At 63.1% G+C, this 17,165-nt stretch carries 20 protein-coding genes and 1 tRNA gene; 12 read left to right on the forward strand and 9 right to left on the reverse strand.

Features of this window, described 5'->3' with window-relative positions:
* Positions 1-77: 77 nt before the first annotated feature.
* Positions 78-1,631, reverse strand: coding sequence for a DNA cytosine methyltransferase (locus LPB142_RS07105; protein WP_156894434.1), 1,554 nt, complete (start codon positions 1,629-1,631; stop codon positions 78-80).
* Between the two features lie 67 nt (positions 1,632-1,698).
* Between LPB142_RS07105 and LPB142_RS07110 the strand changes: the two genes are divergently transcribed.
* Positions 1,699-2,202, forward strand: a complete 504-nt coding sequence (locus tag LPB142_RS07110; RefSeq protein WP_071167163.1) for a very short patch repair endonuclease — start codon at positions 1,699-1,701, stop codon at positions 2,200-2,202.
* A gap of 58 nt (positions 2,203-2,260) precedes the next feature.
* On the opposite strand, the gene LPB142_RS07115 is transcribed toward LPB142_RS07110, so the two are convergent.
* From LPB142_RS07115 to LPB142_RS07135, 5 genes are read right to left on the reverse strand one after another with little or no spacing between them, the layout of a single operon-like run.
* Positions 2,261-2,938: a hypothetical protein gene (locus LPB142_RS07115; protein ID WP_071165942.1), complete on the reverse strand. Its 678-nt coding sequence runs from the start codon at positions 2,936-2,938 to the stop codon at positions 2,261-2,263.
* Positions 2,935-3,942 (reverse strand): helix-turn-helix domain-containing protein, encoded by a 1,008-nt coding sequence (locus tag LPB142_RS07120; protein WP_071165943.1) that lies wholly within the window; start codon positions 3,940-3,942, stop codon positions 2,935-2,937. Before LPB142_RS07120 ends, LPB142_RS07115 begins: the two co-directional genes overlap by 4 nt.
* Positions 3,939-4,334: a VRR-NUC domain-containing protein gene (locus LPB142_RS07125; protein ID WP_071165944.1), complete on the reverse strand. Its 396-nt coding sequence runs from the start codon at positions 4,332-4,334 to the stop codon at positions 3,939-3,941. The genes LPB142_RS07120 and LPB142_RS07125 overlap by 4 nt, the downstream gene beginning before the upstream one ends.
* Entirely contained in the window at positions 4,331-4,570 is a 240-nt protein-coding gene (locus LPB142_RS07130; RefSeq protein WP_071165945.1) for a hypothetical protein, read from the reverse strand. Before LPB142_RS07130 ends, LPB142_RS07125 begins: the two co-directional genes overlap by 4 nt.
* Positions 4,567-4,815, reverse strand: a complete 249-nt coding sequence (locus LPB142_RS07135; protein ID WP_071167164.1) for a helix-turn-helix transcriptional regulator — start codon at positions 4,813-4,815, stop codon at positions 4,567-4,569. Before LPB142_RS07135 ends, LPB142_RS07130 begins: the two co-directional genes overlap by 4 nt.
* Before the next feature lie 358 nt (positions 4,816-5,173).
* Between LPB142_RS07135 and LPB142_RS18990 the strand changes: the two genes are divergently transcribed.
* Complete coding sequence (locus LPB142_RS18990) at positions 5,174-5,338, forward strand: hypothetical protein (RefSeq protein WP_156894334.1); 165 nt, start codon at positions 5,174-5,176, stop codon at positions 5,336-5,338.
* A 96-nt stretch (positions 5,339-5,434) separates the two neighbouring features.
* Positions 5,435-6,037 carry a hypothetical protein gene (locus LPB142_RS07140; protein ID WP_071165946.1) on the forward strand — a complete coding sequence of 201 codons (603 nt, stop codon included), beginning with the start codon at positions 5,435-5,437 and terminating at the stop codon, positions 6,035-6,037.
* A 3-nt stretch (positions 6,038-6,040) separates the two neighbouring features.
* On the opposite strand, the gene LPB142_RS07145 is transcribed toward LPB142_RS07140, so the two are convergent.
* Positions 6,041-7,312: a tyrosine-type recombinase/integrase gene (locus LPB142_RS07145; protein ID WP_071165947.1), complete on the reverse strand. Its 1,272-nt coding sequence runs from the start codon at positions 7,310-7,312 to the stop codon at positions 6,041-6,043.
* Between the two features lie 351 nt (positions 7,313-7,663).
* On the opposite strand from LPB142_RS07145, the gene LPB142_RS18995 reads away from it, so the two are divergent.
* The 5 genes from LPB142_RS18995 (at position 7,664) to LPB142_RS19005 (ending at position 12,951) form a co-directional block, all read left to right on the forward strand.
* On the forward strand, positions 7,664-9,361 hold the full coding sequence (locus LPB142_RS18995; RefSeq protein ID WP_156894335.1) for a hypothetical protein: 1,698 nt from the start codon (positions 7,664-7,666) through the stop codon (positions 9,359-9,361).
* Positions 9,358-11,052, forward strand: a complete 1,695-nt coding sequence (locus LPB142_RS19000) for a hypothetical protein (protein ID WP_071165950.1) — start codon at positions 9,358-9,360, stop codon at positions 11,050-11,052. The genes LPB142_RS18995 and LPB142_RS19000 overlap by 4 nt, the downstream gene beginning before the upstream one ends.
* Positions 11,053-11,574: 522 nt before the next feature.
* A protein-coding gene (locus tag LPB142_RS18425; protein WP_156894336.1) for an IS5 family transposase occupies positions 11,575-12,332 on the forward strand; the annotation gives its coding sequence in 2 pieces (ribosomal slippage) (positions 11,575-11,896 and positions 11,896-12,332; 759 coding nt in all).
* A gap of 31 nt (positions 12,333-12,363) precedes the next feature.
* Entirely contained in the window at positions 12,364-12,552 is a 189-nt protein-coding gene (locus LPB142_RS07175; RefSeq protein WP_156506762.1) for a hypothetical protein, read from the forward strand.
* A gap of 237 nt (positions 12,553-12,789) precedes the next feature.
* Positions 12,790-12,951 carry a hypothetical protein gene (locus tag LPB142_RS19005; RefSeq protein WP_156506763.1) on the forward strand — a complete coding sequence of 54 codons (162 nt, stop codon included), beginning with the start codon at positions 12,790-12,792 and terminating at the stop codon, positions 12,949-12,951.
* 10 nt (positions 12,952-12,961) lie between these two features.
* Here LPB142_RS19005 and LPB142_RS07180 read toward each other — a convergent pair whose 3' ends face one another.
* Together LPB142_RS07180 and LPB142_RS19370 are read right to left on the reverse strand one after the other, a co-directional pair.
* On the reverse strand, positions 12,962-13,498 hold the full coding sequence (locus LPB142_RS07180; protein ID WP_071165952.1) for a glycosyl hydrolase: 537 nt from the start codon (positions 13,496-13,498) through the stop codon (positions 12,962-12,964).
* Positions 13,495-13,704, reverse strand: coding sequence for a hypothetical protein (locus tag LPB142_RS19370; RefSeq protein WP_071165953.1), 210 nt, complete (start codon positions 13,702-13,704; stop codon positions 13,495-13,497). Before LPB142_RS19370 ends, LPB142_RS07180 begins: the two co-directional genes overlap by 4 nt.
* Positions 13,705-13,874: 170 nt before the next feature.
* Here LPB142_RS19370 and LPB142_RS07190 point away from each other — a divergent pair.
* The 4 genes from LPB142_RS07190 (at position 13,875) to LPB142_RS07205 (ending at position 17,143) form a co-directional block, all read left to right on the forward strand.
* A tRNA-Lys gene (locus LPB142_RS07190) sits at positions 13,875-13,950 on the forward strand.
* Positions 13,951-14,097: 147 nt separating this feature from the next.
* The gene (locus LPB142_RS07195) at positions 14,098-15,390 is read left to right on the forward strand and encodes an NAD(P)/FAD-dependent oxidoreductase (RefSeq protein WP_071165954.1); all 1,293 of its coding nucleotides are present in this window, start codon (positions 14,098-14,100) and stop codon (positions 15,388-15,390) included.
* Between the two features lie 107 nt (positions 15,391-15,497).
* Positions 15,498-16,367: an ABC transporter permease gene (locus LPB142_RS07200; RefSeq protein ID WP_071165955.1), complete on the forward strand. Its 870-nt coding sequence runs from the start codon at positions 15,498-15,500 to the stop codon at positions 16,365-16,367.
* The gene (locus LPB142_RS07205; RefSeq protein ID WP_071165956.1) at positions 16,364-17,143 is read left to right on the forward strand and encodes an ABC transporter permease; all 780 of its coding nucleotides are present in this window, start codon (positions 16,364-16,366) and stop codon (positions 17,141-17,143) included. Before LPB142_RS07200 ends, LPB142_RS07205 begins: the two co-directional genes overlap by 4 nt.
* Positions 17,144-17,165 lie beyond the last annotated feature (22 nt).

The following is a 17,165-nucleotide window of genomic DNA, read 5'->3' on the forward strand; positions in this document are numbered from 1 at the left end:
CCATGATCGGACCAACTTGCTCCACCTTGACGCGAACAAGTGGGTGGCACAAGGCACGCAAGAGGCAAAAATGGGGCTCAGACGTCGAGGGTGTCAGCTTCTGTCAGGGATGCGTAGACCAGAGCTGCAATCTGTCTGGCAAGGAACGGCGGTACCGCGTTTCCAACCTGGACGTATTGCTGGGTTCGGTTGCCGAGGAAAAGGTAATCGTCGGGGAAGGTCTGCAGCCGCGCGGCCTCGCGCACCGTCAGGCTCCGACACTGCAACGGGTCCGAATGAATGAAATAGTGCCCGTCCTTCGAGATGTGGCTGGTCACTGTCGTCGAAGGCTCATGTGCAAGCTGGACGCGAAAGCGGTCGTTGAAGACGCCGGTGTGCCAGTTCCGATGATCCGGGCTGAGGGCCAGCGGGAAGTCAGCCGCCTTGGGGCTGTAGCGGCGCACCTTGCCGAAGGCCGCGGCAAACAGGTAGCGGCCGAGGTCAGTGGCCATGTGGCCTCTGGTTTCGTGCTGGGCCAGCGCGCGCAAACCGGGACGCTCCAGCCAGCGCATCAGGTCGTCATTCGATGTCCCATAGCCCGCAGGAAGCATGCCAGAGGAGCGTCGGGTTTCGGCGCCCTGCTTAAGGAGATCCACAATCGCGCGGAATTCGGACTGCAGTGCACCGTCCTCATCGCCCTTCGAAATCCTCGCGAGTAGCTTTGCGAATCCTGCGACCTCCCTTTGCCATGCTGCTGGGGTATCGGTCGCGCGGCTGATGCCGCTGCGCAGGGGGGGCATGTTGCCGATGGTTTCCTCGACCGTTCGGGTGGCGCCCGATACTGCAACGCTTGCGCCGACCGCCCGGGCCGCCAGATCTGACCTGATGCCGACGATGATGACGCGGTGGCGGCGCTGCGGGACACCGAACTCCTCAGCACGAACAATGAAATCGGATGGCTTTGCGGCTTCCTGCAGGGTGGCCCTTCCGTCCGCGAGACGGATAGCCCGCAGCTCGTAGTGATGACCGTGACCCGTGCCAAGCGAGGCCAGGTCTTCCATCAGCATCTCGAATACAAGGCGGCTTTCGACGGTCGAGGACAGCATGCCCTTGACGTTTTCCATGACGAAGGCAGCTGGTCGCAGCCGATCCAGCACACGGATGTATTCGCGGAAAAGGTAATGCCGGTGGTCTTCCTCTGGGACGTAGTCCGCCTTGCCACGCGAACGGGCCCGACCGACCAGCGAATAGGCTTGGCAGGGCGGACCGCCGATCAGGATCGTGTCGTCGAAGCTCTTTCTCAGCCGACCGATGGCCTCGTCGATGGCGGCTGCGGCCGCTTCACTGCCCAGTTCGAGACAACGCGCTTCGGCTGTCGCCTCGGTCCATGCTGCGGCGTCTACCTCGGGCCAGTCAGGTTCTTCCGTCAGACCGGCATGGAACCTCACGAAGGCTTCCGGCAGGGCACCGTGTCGCGAAACCTGGGCACGCAGGAAGGCGCGCAGACTCAGCGTGCGATGTGCTGACGTCTCCTTCTCAACAGAAATCCCGATGTGGAAGGGATGCTGACCGCCAGCCTCGAGCGAAGCGAACCCCTCTCCAAGGCCGCCTGGACCTGCAAACAGATCGACAATGCCGAAAGTGGCTGGCAAATCAGAGACCTCTCGAATTCGGATCATTGGCTGTATACCAAGTCCATCGGCCGAGGCCAGGAGGCAAATGACCGACATCGTCGACAGCCAGACCCGTTCCCGGATGATGGCCGGGATCCGCGGAAAGGACACGAAGCCGGAACTGGCCCTCCGGCGGTCCTTGCACGCGCTGGGCTTGCGCTACCGCCTGCATGCCAAGGGAATACCCGGCAAGCCTGATCTTGTGCTGCCGAAATTCAAGGCCGTCATCTTCGTGCACGGGTGCTTCTGGCACAGGCACCCGGAATGCCGCTACGCAAGCACTCCGGCAACGCGCCCGGAATTCTGGGAGTCGAAGTTCAGCGCGAATGTGATGCGGGACACTACCGTTCGATCCGAGTTGTTGGCGGCTGGATGGCGGGTCGCAACGATCTGGGAATGCGCATTGCGAAGCGAGACTGGCGTTACGGCCGTGGGCGACACCGTTTCGCGATGGCTCCAAGGTGGTGGGCGAGAGCTCGAGATGGGCGAGAAGGACATCGGGGCGCCCAAGGATGAGAGAAGCATCTCGGTCGTGTCGAACCAGACCTGAATGAGCCGGGCGTGGGTCGGGAAGACCGCAGCTGCCGCATGTGGGTAGGTCTGACATGTCACCGGCTCTCTTTCCAAGGCAGCGCCTTCGGCATCGCAGCCGTCAGTACGACATCTCGCAGCATCCCGCCCGCGATCAGCCCCTCCCGGACCCAGCCCAGCGCCTGGCACCAGTCGTCATAGCCACGCCGTGCGGCCTCGATCTGATGGGGATGGGGGGAGAAGGTGACCGGGCATGCGAGGATGTCGAAGGTTTTCCATTTGGCACGATCGCCCAGGCCGCGCACGCGGACGCGCTCGGTTCCCACGACGATGGTGCCTGCATGCGTGCCATGCTGGTTCTGTTTGACGATGGTCGGCACGCAGCGCGGGATGGCGCCGGGCATCCAGTCGGGGGTCAGCCCGGACCTGGCAAGTTCGGCGACCCGGATCGCCATGCGTTTGCCGCCGAGGCTGTCGGGTATCCCGGCGACGGTGGCGGCGATCGCCTCGGCGTCCTCGTGGGTGTAGCCGCCAATCTTGTGCTGGCCGCCGTCGATCTTGCAGCCCAAGACGGCCCTTTGCAGCAGGACATATTCGAGGCCGAAGCCGAAACCTTCCTCGGTGACGTCCGGGGGCAGGGGCAATTCCAGCTGCGCCTGTTCGATCCGGAATGCCCATTCCAGCGCCGCCTGCACGCCCAGTGCGCGTTTAACGGATCGACTGCCCGCACGGGCGATCGGTCGTTGCAGGGTCATCGAACACCCCGCTCGCGCAGTCGCTCCGGCGTCACCAGCGCCCGCGCCAGCATGGCGTCGCGCATCGTGTTGCTGATCGCGCTGACCGGCAGGTAGCGGTCGGAGTTGATCAGATCGGCGTAGAAGGCCGCCAGGTCGGTGATCGGCTGCGAGGCTGGGGCCGGCGTAGCCTTCGGCTTTCGGTGCTTCCGCCCGGCATCCTCGACCTTGCGCTGGGCAGCACGCTGCATCGCCCGGTCCAGCGCCTTCGGCCCGTCGGGCGGTTCAGGGTGCTCCTCGCGGGAGGCCTCGGCCGTGGCGATGATCTCGGCCACGGTCAGCCTCAGCTCGTCGCGCCAGCGCTGGACGTGCAGACGGGGCGGCCAGCCTTGCCACCAACCGGGCAGGGCGGCAGGGTCGAGGCCCAGCGCTGCCAGCAGGTCCCCGAAAACCTCATCGGAAATCGCCGCACGCGCCTGCGCGCCCTCCTCCTCCTTTACTGGTTTACTTAGTGGTTCCCTTACAGGGTTAGTGTCCGAAATCCGGACACGGCTTTCGGCATTTTCCGGACACGGGTCAGCCGGAAAATCGGACACGGCTTCCCCGCCAAACCCGTGTCCGAAATCCGGACACGGCACGGTATCGGCCCTTCCATCGACGCCACAACCATCGGCATCAACGGCGCTTTCTGCGCCTTCATGCTCCCCGCGTCCGATTGCCGGACACGGCACCACAGCCACAGGTGTGAAGCCCGGCTCGAACCCCAGGATGTAGCGGGTCGGCAGCTGGCGCTTGGTGACGGGATCGAGCCGCGGCACCCGCCGTAGCAGGCCCACGGCCTCGAGCTGGCCGAGGTGGTCGTTCAGCGTCGACCGGCTGATCTCGCAGTCATGCGCCAGCCTGTCCTGCGAGGGGAAGCAGCCGTAGTCGGGGTTGAACCGGTCGCAGAGATGCCAGAGCACGATCTTGGTCGTGGGCCTCAGCCCGCGCTGCTTGATGGCCCAGTTGGTCGCCTCATGGCTCATGGCGCGGACCTCCGCGGGGGAGGGGCGATGCGCGTGGTGAAGCCGTGATCGGCCAGCGCGCCCAGCGCGTCATCGAGGCTGCGGACCAGCGCCCAGCCGAACTCCTGTGCCAGAACAGCATCGCGGAATGCCTCCTGTTCCGGTCGCAGCCGTCCCTTCGGGGCCTTCAACTCGAGGAACAGGACACGGCCCTCGCACAGGACCATCAGATCGGCGAACCCGGCGTGGACGCCCATGCCGACAAGGATCGCCTGGCGCTTGGCCCCTCGGGGCCCGGCCTCGGTGATTTCGTTGGCGCAGTGGTGGATGATCGCGGTGCGGGGCAGGGCGATGCGCAGCGCCTGCACCACGGCGCGCTGCAGATCGGCCTCGGGGGTGCCACGACGCATCATCGCGCGGCCCTCCCCTGGTCCTCGCGCTGGGCAAGTCGCACCGGCCGCCGCGCGTCAACGACCACCAGCAGGCGCTGCGCCTCTGTTCGCTCGGCCGACGTCTCGCCATGCTGGACGAGCACATTGCAGGCGAGCCGGATGAGGAGATCGCTGTGATGCGCGACATCGGCGATCACGGCGCGTGCCTCGGCCACGCGGTCGGCGGGCCAGGCTGATGTGCGGGGCTGGATGGTCATGACCGCCCCCGCGTCTTGCGCACCGGATGGGCCTGTTCCTGCGCGCGGATCCATTCCTGAATGGCGGCGCGGCGATAGAAGGTCTTTCGACCTATGCGTGTGCAGGGCGGCCCCTGGCGGCGGGCTTCCCACCGGGACAACGTGTCGGCGGTCAGGCCCAGCGCCCAGGCCAACTGCTCGCGGCTGATCCAGTCAGCCAGCAGGTCGGGGATGTCCTCGTCAAGTTCGGTCTGAATGTCCTTCATGGGCTGCTCCATTCGCGTGGCGCCCCTCGGCCGGGGGCGGTGTCAGCGAAGCAGAGGGCGAGGACCGGAAGACAGGCGGAAGGTGGAATTGGGCGTCGCCGATCAATTCCGCTCTTATTTCATTGGGGTTTCTGCCATTGCGGAGCGTTCAGTCGGTCACTGCCAGGCCTGATGTCTGAACCTCTGGCCGCCGCTTCCTGGCGGTAATCCTCGTGCGGATGTTCCTGATCCTTCCGGACTGGGCTGATTGGTCGGGACACAGGGAGATCGGACGGATTTGCCGGGTGCGGAATGGGCGAAAACGGGCGTTCCGGTCGGGTTCCGGAGGGGCTCGACGATATCCTGGGGAACCCCGCCGATGAAGGTCGAACCGCATGGGATTGCTGTTGCAGACTCGCTCTGCGGCTGCGTAGATTCATGGTTGAGCAGTCCAAAAGAATCGAAAAAAGAAAACCGCCAGACCCTGTGTCCAAATGGGCGCAGCGCTGGCTTACAGGCGATTTCCCTCGACGACGCGCTCTGACCTGCAGCCTCCCGCGTGCCTTGTGCCGCGGGATTTTCAACACGCGCGTCGACGGCTCTGGCCGAACGATGTCGCATGCCCGAAAGGAGTTTCCCAATGCCTCTGCCGCCTGTCGCATTCTTCTCGATCTACGAAATCGCCGTGCGCTGGGGTTGCCCTCCGGCCGATGTTGCGGGCTGGGCAGCGGCGGGGCATCTGCATGTGGTGGCGGGCATTCCTCCGGTCCTCTGCGGTGACGAGACGGTGGCCGGGATGGTCCGGGTGCCGATGGCGGAACTGATGGGGATGTTCCGGCGGATGGGGCCGAGCGACGATCAGGCTAGGCTCAAGCGGGTCATGCCGCTCGGCAGCAAGACCTGGCTCAAGATCACCGATCCGGCCGAGGGCTTGCTGGTCCGGTCCTCCGATCTGCTGCTGGATTCCGGAACGCTGCAGGCCTTCGAGGAAGAGCGCGATCTGCTGCGGCGCCCGGCCTCCACCATCGGGGCCAGCCCGCGCTACGATTGGGACGCGATGTACGCTTGGCTGACGTGGTTCCTGTTCGAAAAGGGCGTGCCCGACACCCAGACCGCGCTGGTCACGCTGGTGCAGGACTGGTTCGTCCAGAACTCGAAGTCGGGCGAGGTGCCGGATGAAAGCACCATCCGCAAGCGGCTGTCTTCGCTCTGGCGCAGGTTGCGCGGCGAGGATGCCGCGTGAGGGTCAGGCGGATTTCGGCAGGTCGGCCTGGTCCTGCGCCGCGTCATGCACAAGGCGCGGCCGCGGGCGCAGGAGGCTGGCCACCGTGTCGACGCCCGCGCGCAGGGGGGAATCCATCAGGTGTGCATAGCGCTGCGTGGTCTGCACCTGGCTGTGGCCCAAGAGCTTGCCGATCATTTCCAGCGACGCGCCGCCGCTGACCAGCAACGAGGCAAAGGTGTGGCGCAGGTCGTGGATGCGGACGTCGGCCAAACCGGCATCCTTCTGCACCTTGGCCCAGAAGCGGCGGATTTCCCGTACGGGCTGGCCGATGGTGTCGCCGGGAAACAGCCATGGATTGCCACTCGGCACCGCCTGCTGGCGCAGCCGCACGATGGCAGCGACGTCTTGCGAGATCGGCACGCGGTGGATCTTGCGCTGCTTGGTGGTCGAGGCGGGTTTCGACCAGATGGCATAGTCGAGGTTGAACTGTTCAAACCGCGCGGTCCGGACCTCGCCCACCCGGGCGCCGGTCAACATGCACATGCGGATGATCGCCGCGGCGCGCTGATCTTCGGCCTCATCCAGCACGGCCGCCAGCCGGGTCAGTTCTTCGGGCGACAAGAACCGTTCGCGGGCGTGTTCGATGCGACGGTGGAACCCCTGCGCGGGGTTGTCTGCCCGCCATTCCCATTCCACCGCCAGCGTAAACATCTTGCGCAGCACCTCGCCCATGCGGTTGGCGCGGATCGGGGTGGGCTTTTGACCCTGCAGCTTCCGGGCCCGGTTGTTCGGCTTTGCCTTGCACGGACGCGGCCGCCCCTCGGCCACGAAATCGAGGAACTTCGCGACGTCGGACTTGGTGATCTCCGTCACCAGCCGGTTGCCCCAGGCGGGTTCGACCATCTTCTTCAGCATCGAGACTTGGTCGCCCGCGTTGGTCTTGGCCAGTTTCGGCAGATGCTCGGCGATGTAGCGGTCGATCATGTCCGTGATGCGCGGGGCCCCGCGCCACCCGTCGCGCGCCGCCAGAGGATCCTGCCCCTCGTCGATGGCGCGGCGCAGTTCCTTGGCGCGTTCCCGCGCGGCCGTGACGCTCCACTCTGGCCAGCGCCCGATGGTCATCCGCCGCTGCCGCCCGGCATGCCGGTAGTCGATTGTGAACGTGCGCGCGCCCGATGCCTGCACCCGCGCGGCGAAGCCGATCACCTCCGTGTCGAAGATCTGATAGCTGACGCCGGGCTTCGGCTCCGCTTCGCGCAGGGTTTTCTCATTCAGTTTCAGTCGTTTGAACATCCATCACGCCTCCTTGCCCGACGACACAGGCGTAGACCCGCGCCACTATCAAGTCGGACCACAGGGCCGGGACCGGAATACAGGTGGAAGGTGGAATTGGCGTGAGTGGGGGTATTCCGACCAATAGTATCAATGTGTTAACTGCAGCGGCCGCTCCGGCATGCAGGCACAGACAGCAAACATGAAGCAAGACCGAACACAGCTACGCCTAAGCTATGGAAGCGGGTATACTGACATCCAGACAATCGATCCTTTCCACCGCCAAGTCGCCAGTTACATCACTCGACAGTGCTAGTGGCAATTTGCGTCTGGGTCGAACCGTAGATAACTACCCACTGAGGTGCCCAAAGTATGAAGCCGAATGAAGTTCACTACGCTGTGGCCGAGCAGGGATTTTTCGGCGCGCTGCTAATGCTTAGCCGATCCGACCGTCGGGATGAGGAGTTGATTCGGAGGTTTGCAGAAGCCGCTTCAAGCCGTAATGCGCTCATTTCTGAACAGGACATGGAAGTCTTACATCGAGTCTCCGGCACAAATTTCTTTACGTTACAGATTCTGATCTGCGAAGTTATCCCATTGCTTCAATCAGCGCCAAGCGAAGTTATGGGCTTGGTCGAGCTACTTGTTGAGAAGGGTGGCGAAGATCTTGCAGCAAATCAGCCAAATGCTGCGTTCCGGAAGTGGTGTGGGTCAGACAGCCGTCGAGCCAACGACGTCATCGGATCCGCAAGAGATGGCAATGCACTAGCACTTCGACATCTGGTGTTCGCCTTGGAAGCCAAGTGTGATGTCCAAGAGGCGTTCCGTTCAGCCGAGGCGAACGGTGCGGAGCGCACTGCTGGCGTGCTGGCTCTCTCTCGGATGTTGCTTTCGCAAGAAGAGGCTGAACGGGCGTTGGCGCACATCTTGAAATTGGTAGACGCCACTGAAGCAGATGAGGGTGCAGGATTTCTCACCGCCGCGATTGATATCGCTGCAAAGCATCCAGGTCTCGACCGTAGCGAGCTGGCTAAGTCCCTCGATCAGATTTCCGAAAGCAACACCCCACTTGCTGTTCATTTTATGGCGACTGCCTTGCACGGCCACTCTAAAGAGATGACCGATTCTGAAGTTCAAAGCTGCCTTAGGGGCATCCTTTTGGTTGATCCGAAGAACAAAGGAACAGTGCGCGAGATTGATTGGGCTCTAGCGCAGCTTTGGGATTCTGATCCAGTCCGAGCAGGCCATGCCGCAAAGACTTTGATTGCTCATTCAGAAGGTGAGATAGGGTCTGAGGAGTTGAACAGCTTCTTTGCCGCGATAGAGAATGGTGATCGAAGACAACTTGCGAGATTGGCCACTGACTGGCTGATGGGCGGCGAGTTCCATGTTTGCTCTGCGCTCACCTCACTCTTCTCTGAAATCAACAGGTCAACCCCCTGCGTCGATGTGTTTCCAGAGGATCTTCCTTTGAATGCGATCGATCAGATTTTCTTATGCCGAAAAGCAATTGGCTACTTGTTTATTTCGCCTATGACTGCCGCCTCCTGGTGCGTTGCAGCTCTGCGCAGAAATGATGCTGCAGCAGCAAGCGAAGTTGCAGACCTGCTGTTTGATCCTCTTTTATTGAATTATGGAGGAGCCTTAAAGGACTGGCTGGAGGAAGTCGTAAAGGCCGATGCGCCTGGCGCTGACGCTATTGCCAGTGCCTTGAAGCGTGCAGAATCCGTCTGGCAGGGTGCCGAAGCCGCACGGGTGGTAGTTGAGCTAATACCACCTACGTCTCATCGCGCCCTAGTTCGCTTTCAGGAGGCGGAGGAGGCCTATCAGATCCAGGTTAGGGCACGGGAGAAGTCGATCTTCGCGCAGCTAGTGACCACGCAGACCTTGCTGTACGGCGATCAGTCGAGCTTCAGCCGCAGGGACCGCGACGGAAACCGCAGCACACAAGTGGTGAAAATGGCCGAGATTTCCGTGAGTAGCGAACTTCCTAAGGGGATAATATTTGACCCCATCGGCACAGAGTGGCTGTTGGAGACCTTCCGCCACGAACAGAGGGCCGTCGGATGAAACTCCTCGTAAGGCAGCATTTGCAGGGCATGAAAGAGCGGGGAGAGCTTGATGTTCTTCTTCCACAACTCCTCAGCGAGTTGGGCTATGAGATTGTTCATCACCCAAGGGTTGGCGGCCGACAAGCTGGAGTGGATGTCGCCGCAGTTGGGCCTGACCCTGATGCAGATGGCACAAGGTCGATTTTGCTATTCGTCATTAAGTCCGGGGATGTCGGCCGCGCCGATTGGGACGGAACGCTGCAAGCGGTGCGCCCGTCTTTGGGGGAGGTTTTGGACGACTACATTCCAAATCGATTGCCCCATCAGTATCGCGACCTGCCGGTGGCGATATGCGTCTGTATGGGTGGGGAGATTCAAGAGGGTATTCGGGCACAGTGGCGTGGGTTTGTTGAGCGTCAATCAACTGAAATGCTCAACTTTCGCGAATGGAACGGAGATCGTCTCGCCAATTTGATACTTTCAGGCATCCTCGGAAAGGAACTGCTCGATCCGGACCATCGGTCGCATTTCCAGAAGGCGATCGCGCTGGTGAGCGAGCCCGAGGAATCTTACAGAAATTTCCGGGCGTTGCTGGACGCCTTGGCGGAGAACATTGGAAACGATCAGCGAGGTACGACCCACTTGAGGCAGATGATGATTTGCCTTTGGGTTCTCGTCGGCAACGGTCTCGATGCGGATAATTTTGAGGCACCTTATCGTGCTTGCGAACTTGCAGTGTTGCATGCCTGGGACGCACTCCGGCGCTGCCCTGAAAGCGCAAAGTCAAGACATGCAGAACGCAAGGAAATTCTTGACCACGTTCTTTCGCTCTATTTCAAAGTAGGCCAGAAGTTCATGCTGGAAAAGATTGGACCACATGCGGCACAGCAGCATGCACTCTCTGCTGCGGTCCGTTCGAGGTCGGCGCTGGACGTAAATCTCGCTCTTTTCGAGACAATGGGGCGCGCTGCTCTGCTGGGGTTGTGGCATCATTACATAGGCTGTTCGACCGAAGGTGAACGTCAGCGAGAGCACCTGAAGACGCGCAATCGGCTGCTTGACCTGGCAATTTCTATGGTGAACGTCAATCCAACATTGCTCGCGCCTATGAGAGACGACCATCACATTGAGATTGGCTTGTTGATGCTGCTTGCCCAAGGCTGTGGTCGCTTACAGCACGTTGATCACTATCTTCGAGAGGTTGCGAATAGGCTTTTGTTTCGGTACGTGCGACGATCGCACTGGGTAACCCACTACACGGACTACCGCCAGTTGGCGCGCCATCCACTTGACCTCGGTGACGAATACTTCCAGCAGTCCACATGCGGAAGTGTGTTGGTGCCATTCATGCTTGCCGGGTTGGAGCGTCTTGGTGCGTCTGAGGAACTATCGGCGCTGTTGGAAGTTGTGAGCGGTGAACTTCCCCACATGACGCAGCAGGTGTGGGTGCCAAGCGACCAAACTGATGATTGCATATGGCGGAGTGGCGAGACGATTGGATTCGGGATCCCTCTTGCAACTCGGGACAGCGATGGAATTGGCGTGTCATTATCAGCAGAAATAGACGCGATCGTTTCGGAGCAACAGCAGATTAACCAAATGAAAGCCGTTCAGCACGGTTTGGTACCGTTGTTGATGACTGCTTGCCGTCACCACCGAATTCCACTCCCGCCCCACTTTTGGTTTCAACCAATTGGGAAGTCCGTTTGAAAAGAGATGTTAGAAGTGTTCCGCTGTAAGGAGAGTGATACGAATGCAGAAGCAATTTTTCATCCGGCTGATCTGATTGCATTCAGACGCTGCGAGATTGTGTCCTTGTCAACGCCTGGTCAACCCGCGACTGTGGTCTTGGACACGTTTCGAGCCGTTGAGGATCGTCGAAAAACGGCAAGCGTCGCCGAAAGGCCGCGCGATTTCAAATGCTTGCTTCCTAAGTAGTTGAAAGGAAATGATTCAATGGAATCATGAGGTTGTGGCTCATAACCTGAAGGTCGTAGGTTCAAATCCTACCCCCGCAACCAAAAAATTACGCGTTATCAAACGCTTAAACGCCGCCCTCCGGGGCGGCGTTTGCGTTTCCAACACACGTGGAAGCACTGTGGAAGCAAGAGGGAAGGAAGTCGTTGGTAATCAAGCGCATGACGAGTGTTCGAGAATCCCAGTGAACTAGGGTCAGGACCCATTGATTTCCTAGGGATGGCATGATTCACGGTTCGAAAACGAGCGGTGAACATGTCTGATCTGTTTTGGCTGACCGACGCCCAGATGGCGCGTCTTGAGCCCTTCTTTCCCAAGTCACACGGCAGGCCACGCGTCGATGACCGACGTGTGCTGAGTGGGATTATCTTCATCAATCGCAACGGCTTGCGGTGGCGGGATGCCCCCATCGCCTACGGTCCACACAAGACGCTCTACAACCGTTGGAAACGATGGAGCGACAAGGGCATCTTCGCGCGAATGATGGCCGGTCTGGCTGCCGAGCACAGCGAGACGAAGACCGTGATGATCGACGCGACCTACCTCAGGGCCCACCGAACAGCGACCAGTTTGGGCGTGAAAAAGGGGGGCGTGGACGCCTGATCGGTCGGACGAAGGGCGGCATGAACACTAAACTGCACGCTATCTGCGACAGCCAGGGCCGGCCGCTCAACCTCTTCGCCACCGCCGGACAAGTCAGCGACTACATCGGCGCGCGAGCGCTGCTCAGCAGCCTGCCGAAGGTCGATTGGCTGCTCGGCGATCGGGGGTATGATGCCGACTGGTTCAGAGAAGCATTGAAAGACAAGGGGATACGCGCCTGCATCCCTGGCCGTAAGCAGCGCAAGAAGGCGGTGAAATACGACAAGCGCCGCTACAAACGCCGGAACCGGATCGAGATCATGTTCGGCAGGCTAAAGGATTGGCGACGCGTTGCGACACGATACGACAGGTGTCCGAAGGTCTTCCTGTCTGCCATCGCCCTCGCAGCAACCGTCATCTATTGGTTATGAGTCCTGACCCTAGGGCAGAGAAAAGCCGGTCGTGATGGCCGAGCTCGGCTATGTCGGCAGCGCCGATTATGTCGAGATGTGGAAGCAAAGCGTGCGCGTCGAAAAGGCCCAATACCCCGCGCTCGTCGGCGTGGCCTATTTCAACCAGCGCGAAGTCTACCCCTGGCCGGAAAACTTCGGCGCCCCCGATTGGCGGATGAAAAACCAGATCCTGAAATGAGCCTCTGGCCCTGCGCGCCCGCGCGCCCCGGCGACCGGCAAGATCCTGCCGCCGGGGCTATGGCGCCGGGGCTTCGGCCCAAGCCACTGAAAAGACTGCGGGTTTCGGCCCTGCCGTGCGGCGCGCCCCGGCCGCCGCGAGAATGCCATCCTTCTGCCTCGAGAAGGCTTCTCTTGACGCGTAAACCCTTTATTTGCGAAGCGGGGCGTATGAGAGAACGCAAGCCCCGCGCGCGTGGTGAAAACCGCCGCCGGCCAGGGCGAGGCCCGCTTTGACTGGCTGCGCCCCGGCACCGCCCCGGCCCCCACCCGCATCGCCCAGATCTCCGCGCCCGGCACCGGTCAGTGGATCTGCTCGCCCTCGGGCTTTGGCTCGAAATCGCGCTGTTCGCGGCGCTGAGGCGCCGCGCTCACTCCGCCGCGAGCCGCGAGGAGCCGAGCGCGCGCAGCACCCGCGCAAATACCTCGCCCAGCGGCGTCGGCCGCATCTCGTCGGTCACCAGATTGATCTTCGGCCGCGTGCCGTTCCAGTCATAGGGGTTGGCGGCGAACCAGGCGTGGCGCTCGACGAAGGGCAGCCGCTCCATCATCCGCATCGCCCGCTCGGCAAACTCGGCATTGGCCCCATAGCTTGCGGCCTGCGGGCGGCGCCGGTCGATATAGGCGAATTCGGTGACCCAGATCGGCCGGCGATAGGCGGCATGAACCGCCCGCAACCAGCGCTCGAACTGCGCGACATCGCCGTCGGTCAAGTAATAATGCACCGCGATGAAATCGACCCGCAGCCCGCGCCGCTCGAGCCGCGGCCAGAGCGCAAGCGCCTCCTCCACCGACAGCTTCGAGCCGCCCGCCGCACTGCGCTGATCAGGCTCGTTGAAGCCCAAAAGCGCCGTGATCGGCAGGTCGGAGACGATCCGCTTGCCCTCCTCGGCGCGGCCATGGATCATCGGCACGAATTCGACCGAGCGCCCCGGCGCCCCCCGCGCCGGATCTGATCGGGGCGCCAGTTGTAATACCAGCCGATCTCGGGCGTGGTCTCGATCCAGTTGAGCGTTGTTTTCGTAGGGTTTTCCCAAGCGCCAATCCCCGCCTTGCCGGCGAAGAGCAGGCCGGGGCACAGCAGGAGCCCCGCCAGGACGAGAGTTTTGAACATGGCGACCTCACCTCGGTTTGGCGCAAGGCTCGCACCGAAATCGGGCGAAATCGCAGCGAGACCGCAGCGAAGCCGGGGAGCTTTCGACAAATGCACGCGGGGCCGGCAATCGCGCCGATCGACGGTTGACATCCCTCGCCCGGAGGCGCATGCAGGGCCCACGCTTCGGCGGGCCGTTAGCTCAGTTGGTAGAGCAGCTGACTCTTAATCAGCGGGTCACAGGTTCGAATCCTGTACGGCTCACCATTTCCCCCCCGCATCCCCCTTTGCACGATTTTTGCGCGCAATCTGCGCATTTTTGCCCGCTTCGTGCGGGTGGGGAAATGAAATCTTGCGCCGTGATTTCAGGATGTGAAATGCTTGAGCGGAATTTCACATCTCCCTGAGGCCCCGATGATCCCGCATGAAACGCCCGTCCTTGCGAATTCGCTCTGGACCGCCACCGCCGCGCCGGCGCCCCGATACCCCGCGCTCGACGGGCGCATCGAAACGCAGGTCGTCATCATCGGCGCCGGCGTGACCGGGCTGAGCGCCGCGCTGCATCTGGCCGAGCGCGGCGTTTCGGTGGTCGTGCTCGAGGCCGCGACGCCCGGCTGGGGCGCCTCGGGGCGCAACGGCGGCCAGCTCAACCCGGGTCTCAAACACGATCCCTCCGCCGTGATCGCGCGCTTTGGCGCCGATCTCGGCGGGCGGATGTTGCGCCTCTCGGGCGGCGCGCCGGGGCTTGCGATGGATCTCGTCGCGCGCCATGCCATCGGCTGCGACGCGGTCGCGCCCGGCTGGATCCAGCCCGCCCATGACGCGGCCTCGCTGCGCGCGCTCGAGGCGCGCGCGCGCGATTGGGCGGCGCAAGGGGTCGAGCTGTCGCTCCTCAGCCGCGCCGAGGTCGCCGCCAAAATCGGCACCGAGGTCTATACCGGCGGGCTTCTCGACCCGCGCGGCGCGAACCTGCATCCGCTCAACTATACCTTGGGCCTGGCGCGCGCCGCCGCCGCCGCCGGCGCGCAGATTTTCGCGCAAACCCCTGCAAACGCTATGGAAACCACGATGGCGGGAGTGCGGATCAAGACCCCGCGCGGGCTTGTGTCCGCCGCCCGCGCGCTGATCTGCACCAATGCCGAGAGCGGCCCGCTCGCCCCCGCGCTCGCGCGGTCTCTGGTGCCGGTGCGCTCGGTTCAGGTCGCCACCGCGCCGCTGCCCGAGGCGGTGCGCGCCGCGATCCTGCCGGGCCGTCAGGCGGCCTCGGATTCGCGCCGCGTGATGGTCTATTACAAGATGGATGGCGCCGGGCGGTTCGTGATCGGCGGGCGGGGCGATTATTCCGACGCCACCACCGCCAAGCTGCAAGCCAACCTGCGCCGCGTTGCGCGGCAGATGTTCCCGCAGCTCGGCGATACGCCCTTCGAGCACGCCTGGGGCGGCCATGTCGCGATGACCGCCGACCATTACCCCCATCTCGCGCCGCTCGGGCCCCGGGTGATGTCGGCCACCGGCTACAACGGCCGCGGCCTCGCGCTCGGCACCGCGATGGGCCGGGTTCTGGCCGATTGGGCGAGCGGTGTGCCCGAGGCGGGGCTCGATTTCCCGGTCCTGCCGCTGCGCGAGATCCCCTTCCATGCCCTGCGCAAACCGGCGGTGCGGGCGGCGGTGGTGCTGTTCCGGCTGCGCGACGCGCTGGGCATTTGAGCAAATTCGTGAAAATCGCTACTTTCGATTCATATTATGAAAATGATAGTTGCTATTTCACACATCCTGCGGAAACCTGAGCAAGTTCACGAATCCTGAGAGCGCCGATGCCTCCGATCCAGACCCTCGCCAATGGCCGCCCGTTCCGCGCCGCGCTTTCGGTGCCCGGCGTGGCGGTGACCTTCGGGCTTGTGCTTTTCGCGCTGGGGCTCGTGCTCCTGCTCGCGTTGCGGCGCAATGACGGCGCTTTCCTGCTCGGCCCGCTCTCGGTCACCAACCTCACCGCGATCGTCACCGACCCGCTTTACGCGCGGGTGATGGGCCGCTCGCTCTGGATCGCGGGGCTCGTCACGCTCGCGACCGTCGTCACCGCTTACCCGGTGGCGTGGTTTCTGGCCTTCCGCGCCGGGCGCTGGCGCGGGCTGATCCTGTTTCTGGTCACGCTGCCGTTCTGGACGAGCTACCTGCTGCGGGTCTTCGCCTGGAAGGTGGTGCTGGCCTATAACGGCGTGCTGAACTCGGCGATGACCGGGCTCGGGCTCTGGGATGCGCCCTCGACGGCCTTCCTGAACAACCCCACCGCGGTGGTGATCACGCTCGCCCATGCCTATGCGCCCTTCGCGATCTTGCCGATTTTCTTGGCGCTTCAGACGATCCCGCCGAGCCTGCTCGAGGCGGCCTCCGACCTCGGCGCCTCCCGCGCCCAAGCCTTCCGCCGCATCGTCTTGCCGCTCTCGATGCCCGGCGTGCTGGGCGGCGCGCTGGTCGTCTTCGTGCCGACCTTGGGCGATTACGTCACGCCGGCGATGGTCGGCGGCCCGTCGAGCACGATGATCGGCACGCTCATCCAGGCGCAGTTCGGCAAGGCCAACGACTGGCCCTTCGGGGCGGCGCTGGCGGTGGCGACGATGGCGGTGATCTTGCTCGCGGTGGCGCTGGTGCGGCGCGCCGATAAACGCTGGGGGAGCCGCGCATGACCCGTCGGCTGTCGATCCTGCCGCTCTATGTCGGCGCCTATATCGTCTTTCTCTACCTGCCGGTGGCGCTTATCCCGTTGTTTTCGTTCAACGATGCGATCCAGGCGGCGTTCCCGCTGAAGGGCGCGACGCTGGGGTGGTATCGCACGCTCCTTGAGACCCCGGCGATCGCGCAGGCGCTGAAGAACAGCCTGATCATCGCCGCCGCCTCGGCCACGATCACCACGCTCTGCGCCACCACGATCGGCTATCTCGATGTCTTCGCCCGCGGCCCGGTTGCGCGGCTGGTGGCAGGGCTCGCGCGGCTGCCGATCCTGATCCCGGGCGTGATCGTCGGCATTGCGCTCCTCATCCTCGTCAATCTCGCCGGCCTCGGGCCCTCGCGGCTGGCGATCGTGGGGGGGCATGTGCTCGTCTGCCTGCCCGCCGCAGTGACGGTGATCCGCGCGCGCCTCGCCGCGATCCCGCGCTCGATCGCCGAGGCCGCGGCCGATCTCGGCGCCTCCGATTGGGTGGTGCTGCGCCGCGCGATCTTGCCGCTCGCGGCTTCGGCGATCGGCTCGGCCTTCACGCTGGCCTTCCTGACCTCGTTTGACGAATTCATCGTCGCCTATTTCCTCGCCGGCACCGAGCCCACCTTGCCGCTCTATATCTGGAGCCAGCTGCGCTTCCCGAAATCGCTGCCGGTGGTGATGGCGCTCGGCACTCTGATCCTCACCGTCTCGGTGCTGCTGGCGGGGCTCGCCGAGCTCCTGCGCCGCCGCTCCCGCCTGTGACCCCAACGACCCACAAAAAACC

Source organism: Rhodobacter xanthinilyticus, assembly GCF_001856665.1.
GTDB lineage: Bacteria > Pseudomonadota > Alphaproteobacteria > Rhodobacterales > Rhodobacteraceae > Rhodobacter > Rhodobacter xanthinilyticus.

Excerpts from the sequence above, each read along its gene's own strand:
- LPB142_RS07145 (WP_071165947.1), bottom strand. The coding sequence starts at position 7,312 with ATGTTCAAACGACTGAAACTGAATGAGAAAACCCTGCGCGAAGCGGAG.
- LPB142_RS07125 (WP_071165944.1), bottom strand. The coding sequence starts at position 4,334 with ATGATGCGTCGTGGCACCCCCGAGGCCGATCTGCAGCGCGCCGTGGTG.
- LPB142_RS19370 (WP_071165953.1), bottom strand. The coding sequence starts at position 13,704 with ATGTTCAAAACTCTCGTCCTGGCGGGGCTCCTGCTGTGCCCCGGCCTG.
- LPB142_RS07130 (WP_071165945.1), bottom strand. The coding sequence starts at position 4,570 with ATGACCATCCAGCCCCGCACATCAGCCTGGCCCGCCGACCGCGTGGCC.
- LPB142_RS18990 (WP_156894334.1), top strand. The coding sequence starts at position 5,174 with ATGAAGGTCGAACCGCATGGGATTGCTGTTGCAGACTCGCTCTGCGGC.
- LPB142_RS07180 (WP_071165952.1), bottom strand. The coding sequence starts at position 13,498 with ATGATCCATGGCCGCGCCGAGGAGGGCAAGCGGATCGTCTCCGACCTG.
- LPB142_RS18995 (WP_156894335.1), top strand. The coding sequence starts at position 7,664 with ATGAAGCCGAATGAAGTTCACTACGCTGTGGCCGAGCAGGGATTTTTC.
- LPB142_RS19000 (WP_071165950.1), top strand. The coding sequence starts at position 9,358 with ATGAAACTCCTCGTAAGGCAGCATTTGCAGGGCATGAAAGAGCGGGGA.
- LPB142_RS07135 (WP_071167164.1), bottom strand. The coding sequence starts at position 4,815 with ATGAAGGACATTCAGACCGAACTTGACGAGGACATCCCCGACCTGCTG.
- LPB142_RS07195 (WP_071165954.1), top strand. The coding sequence starts at position 14,098 with ATGATCCCGCATGAAACGCCCGTCCTTGCGAATTCGCTCTGGACCGCC.
- LPB142_RS07120 (WP_071165943.1), bottom strand. The coding sequence starts at position 3,942 with ATGAGCCATGAGGCGACCAACTGGGCCATCAAGCAGCGCGGGCTGAGG.
- LPB142_RS07140 (WP_071165946.1), top strand. The coding sequence starts at position 5,435 with ATGCCTCTGCCGCCTGTCGCATTCTTCTCGATCTACGAAATCGCCGTG.
- LPB142_RS07110 (WP_071167163.1), top strand. The coding sequence starts at position 1,699 with ATGACCGACATCGTCGACAGCCAGACCCGTTCCCGGATGATGGCCGGG.
- LPB142_RS07115 (WP_071165942.1), bottom strand. The coding sequence starts at position 2,938 with ATGACCCTGCAACGACCGATCGCCCGTGCGGGCAGTCGATCCGTTAAA.
- LPB142_RS07200 (WP_071165955.1), top strand. The coding sequence starts at position 15,498 with ATGCCTCCGATCCAGACCCTCGCCAATGGCCGCCCGTTCCGCGCCGCG.
- LPB142_RS07205 (WP_071165956.1), top strand. The coding sequence starts at position 16,364 with ATGACCCGTCGGCTGTCGATCCTGCCGCTCTATGTCGGCGCCTATATC.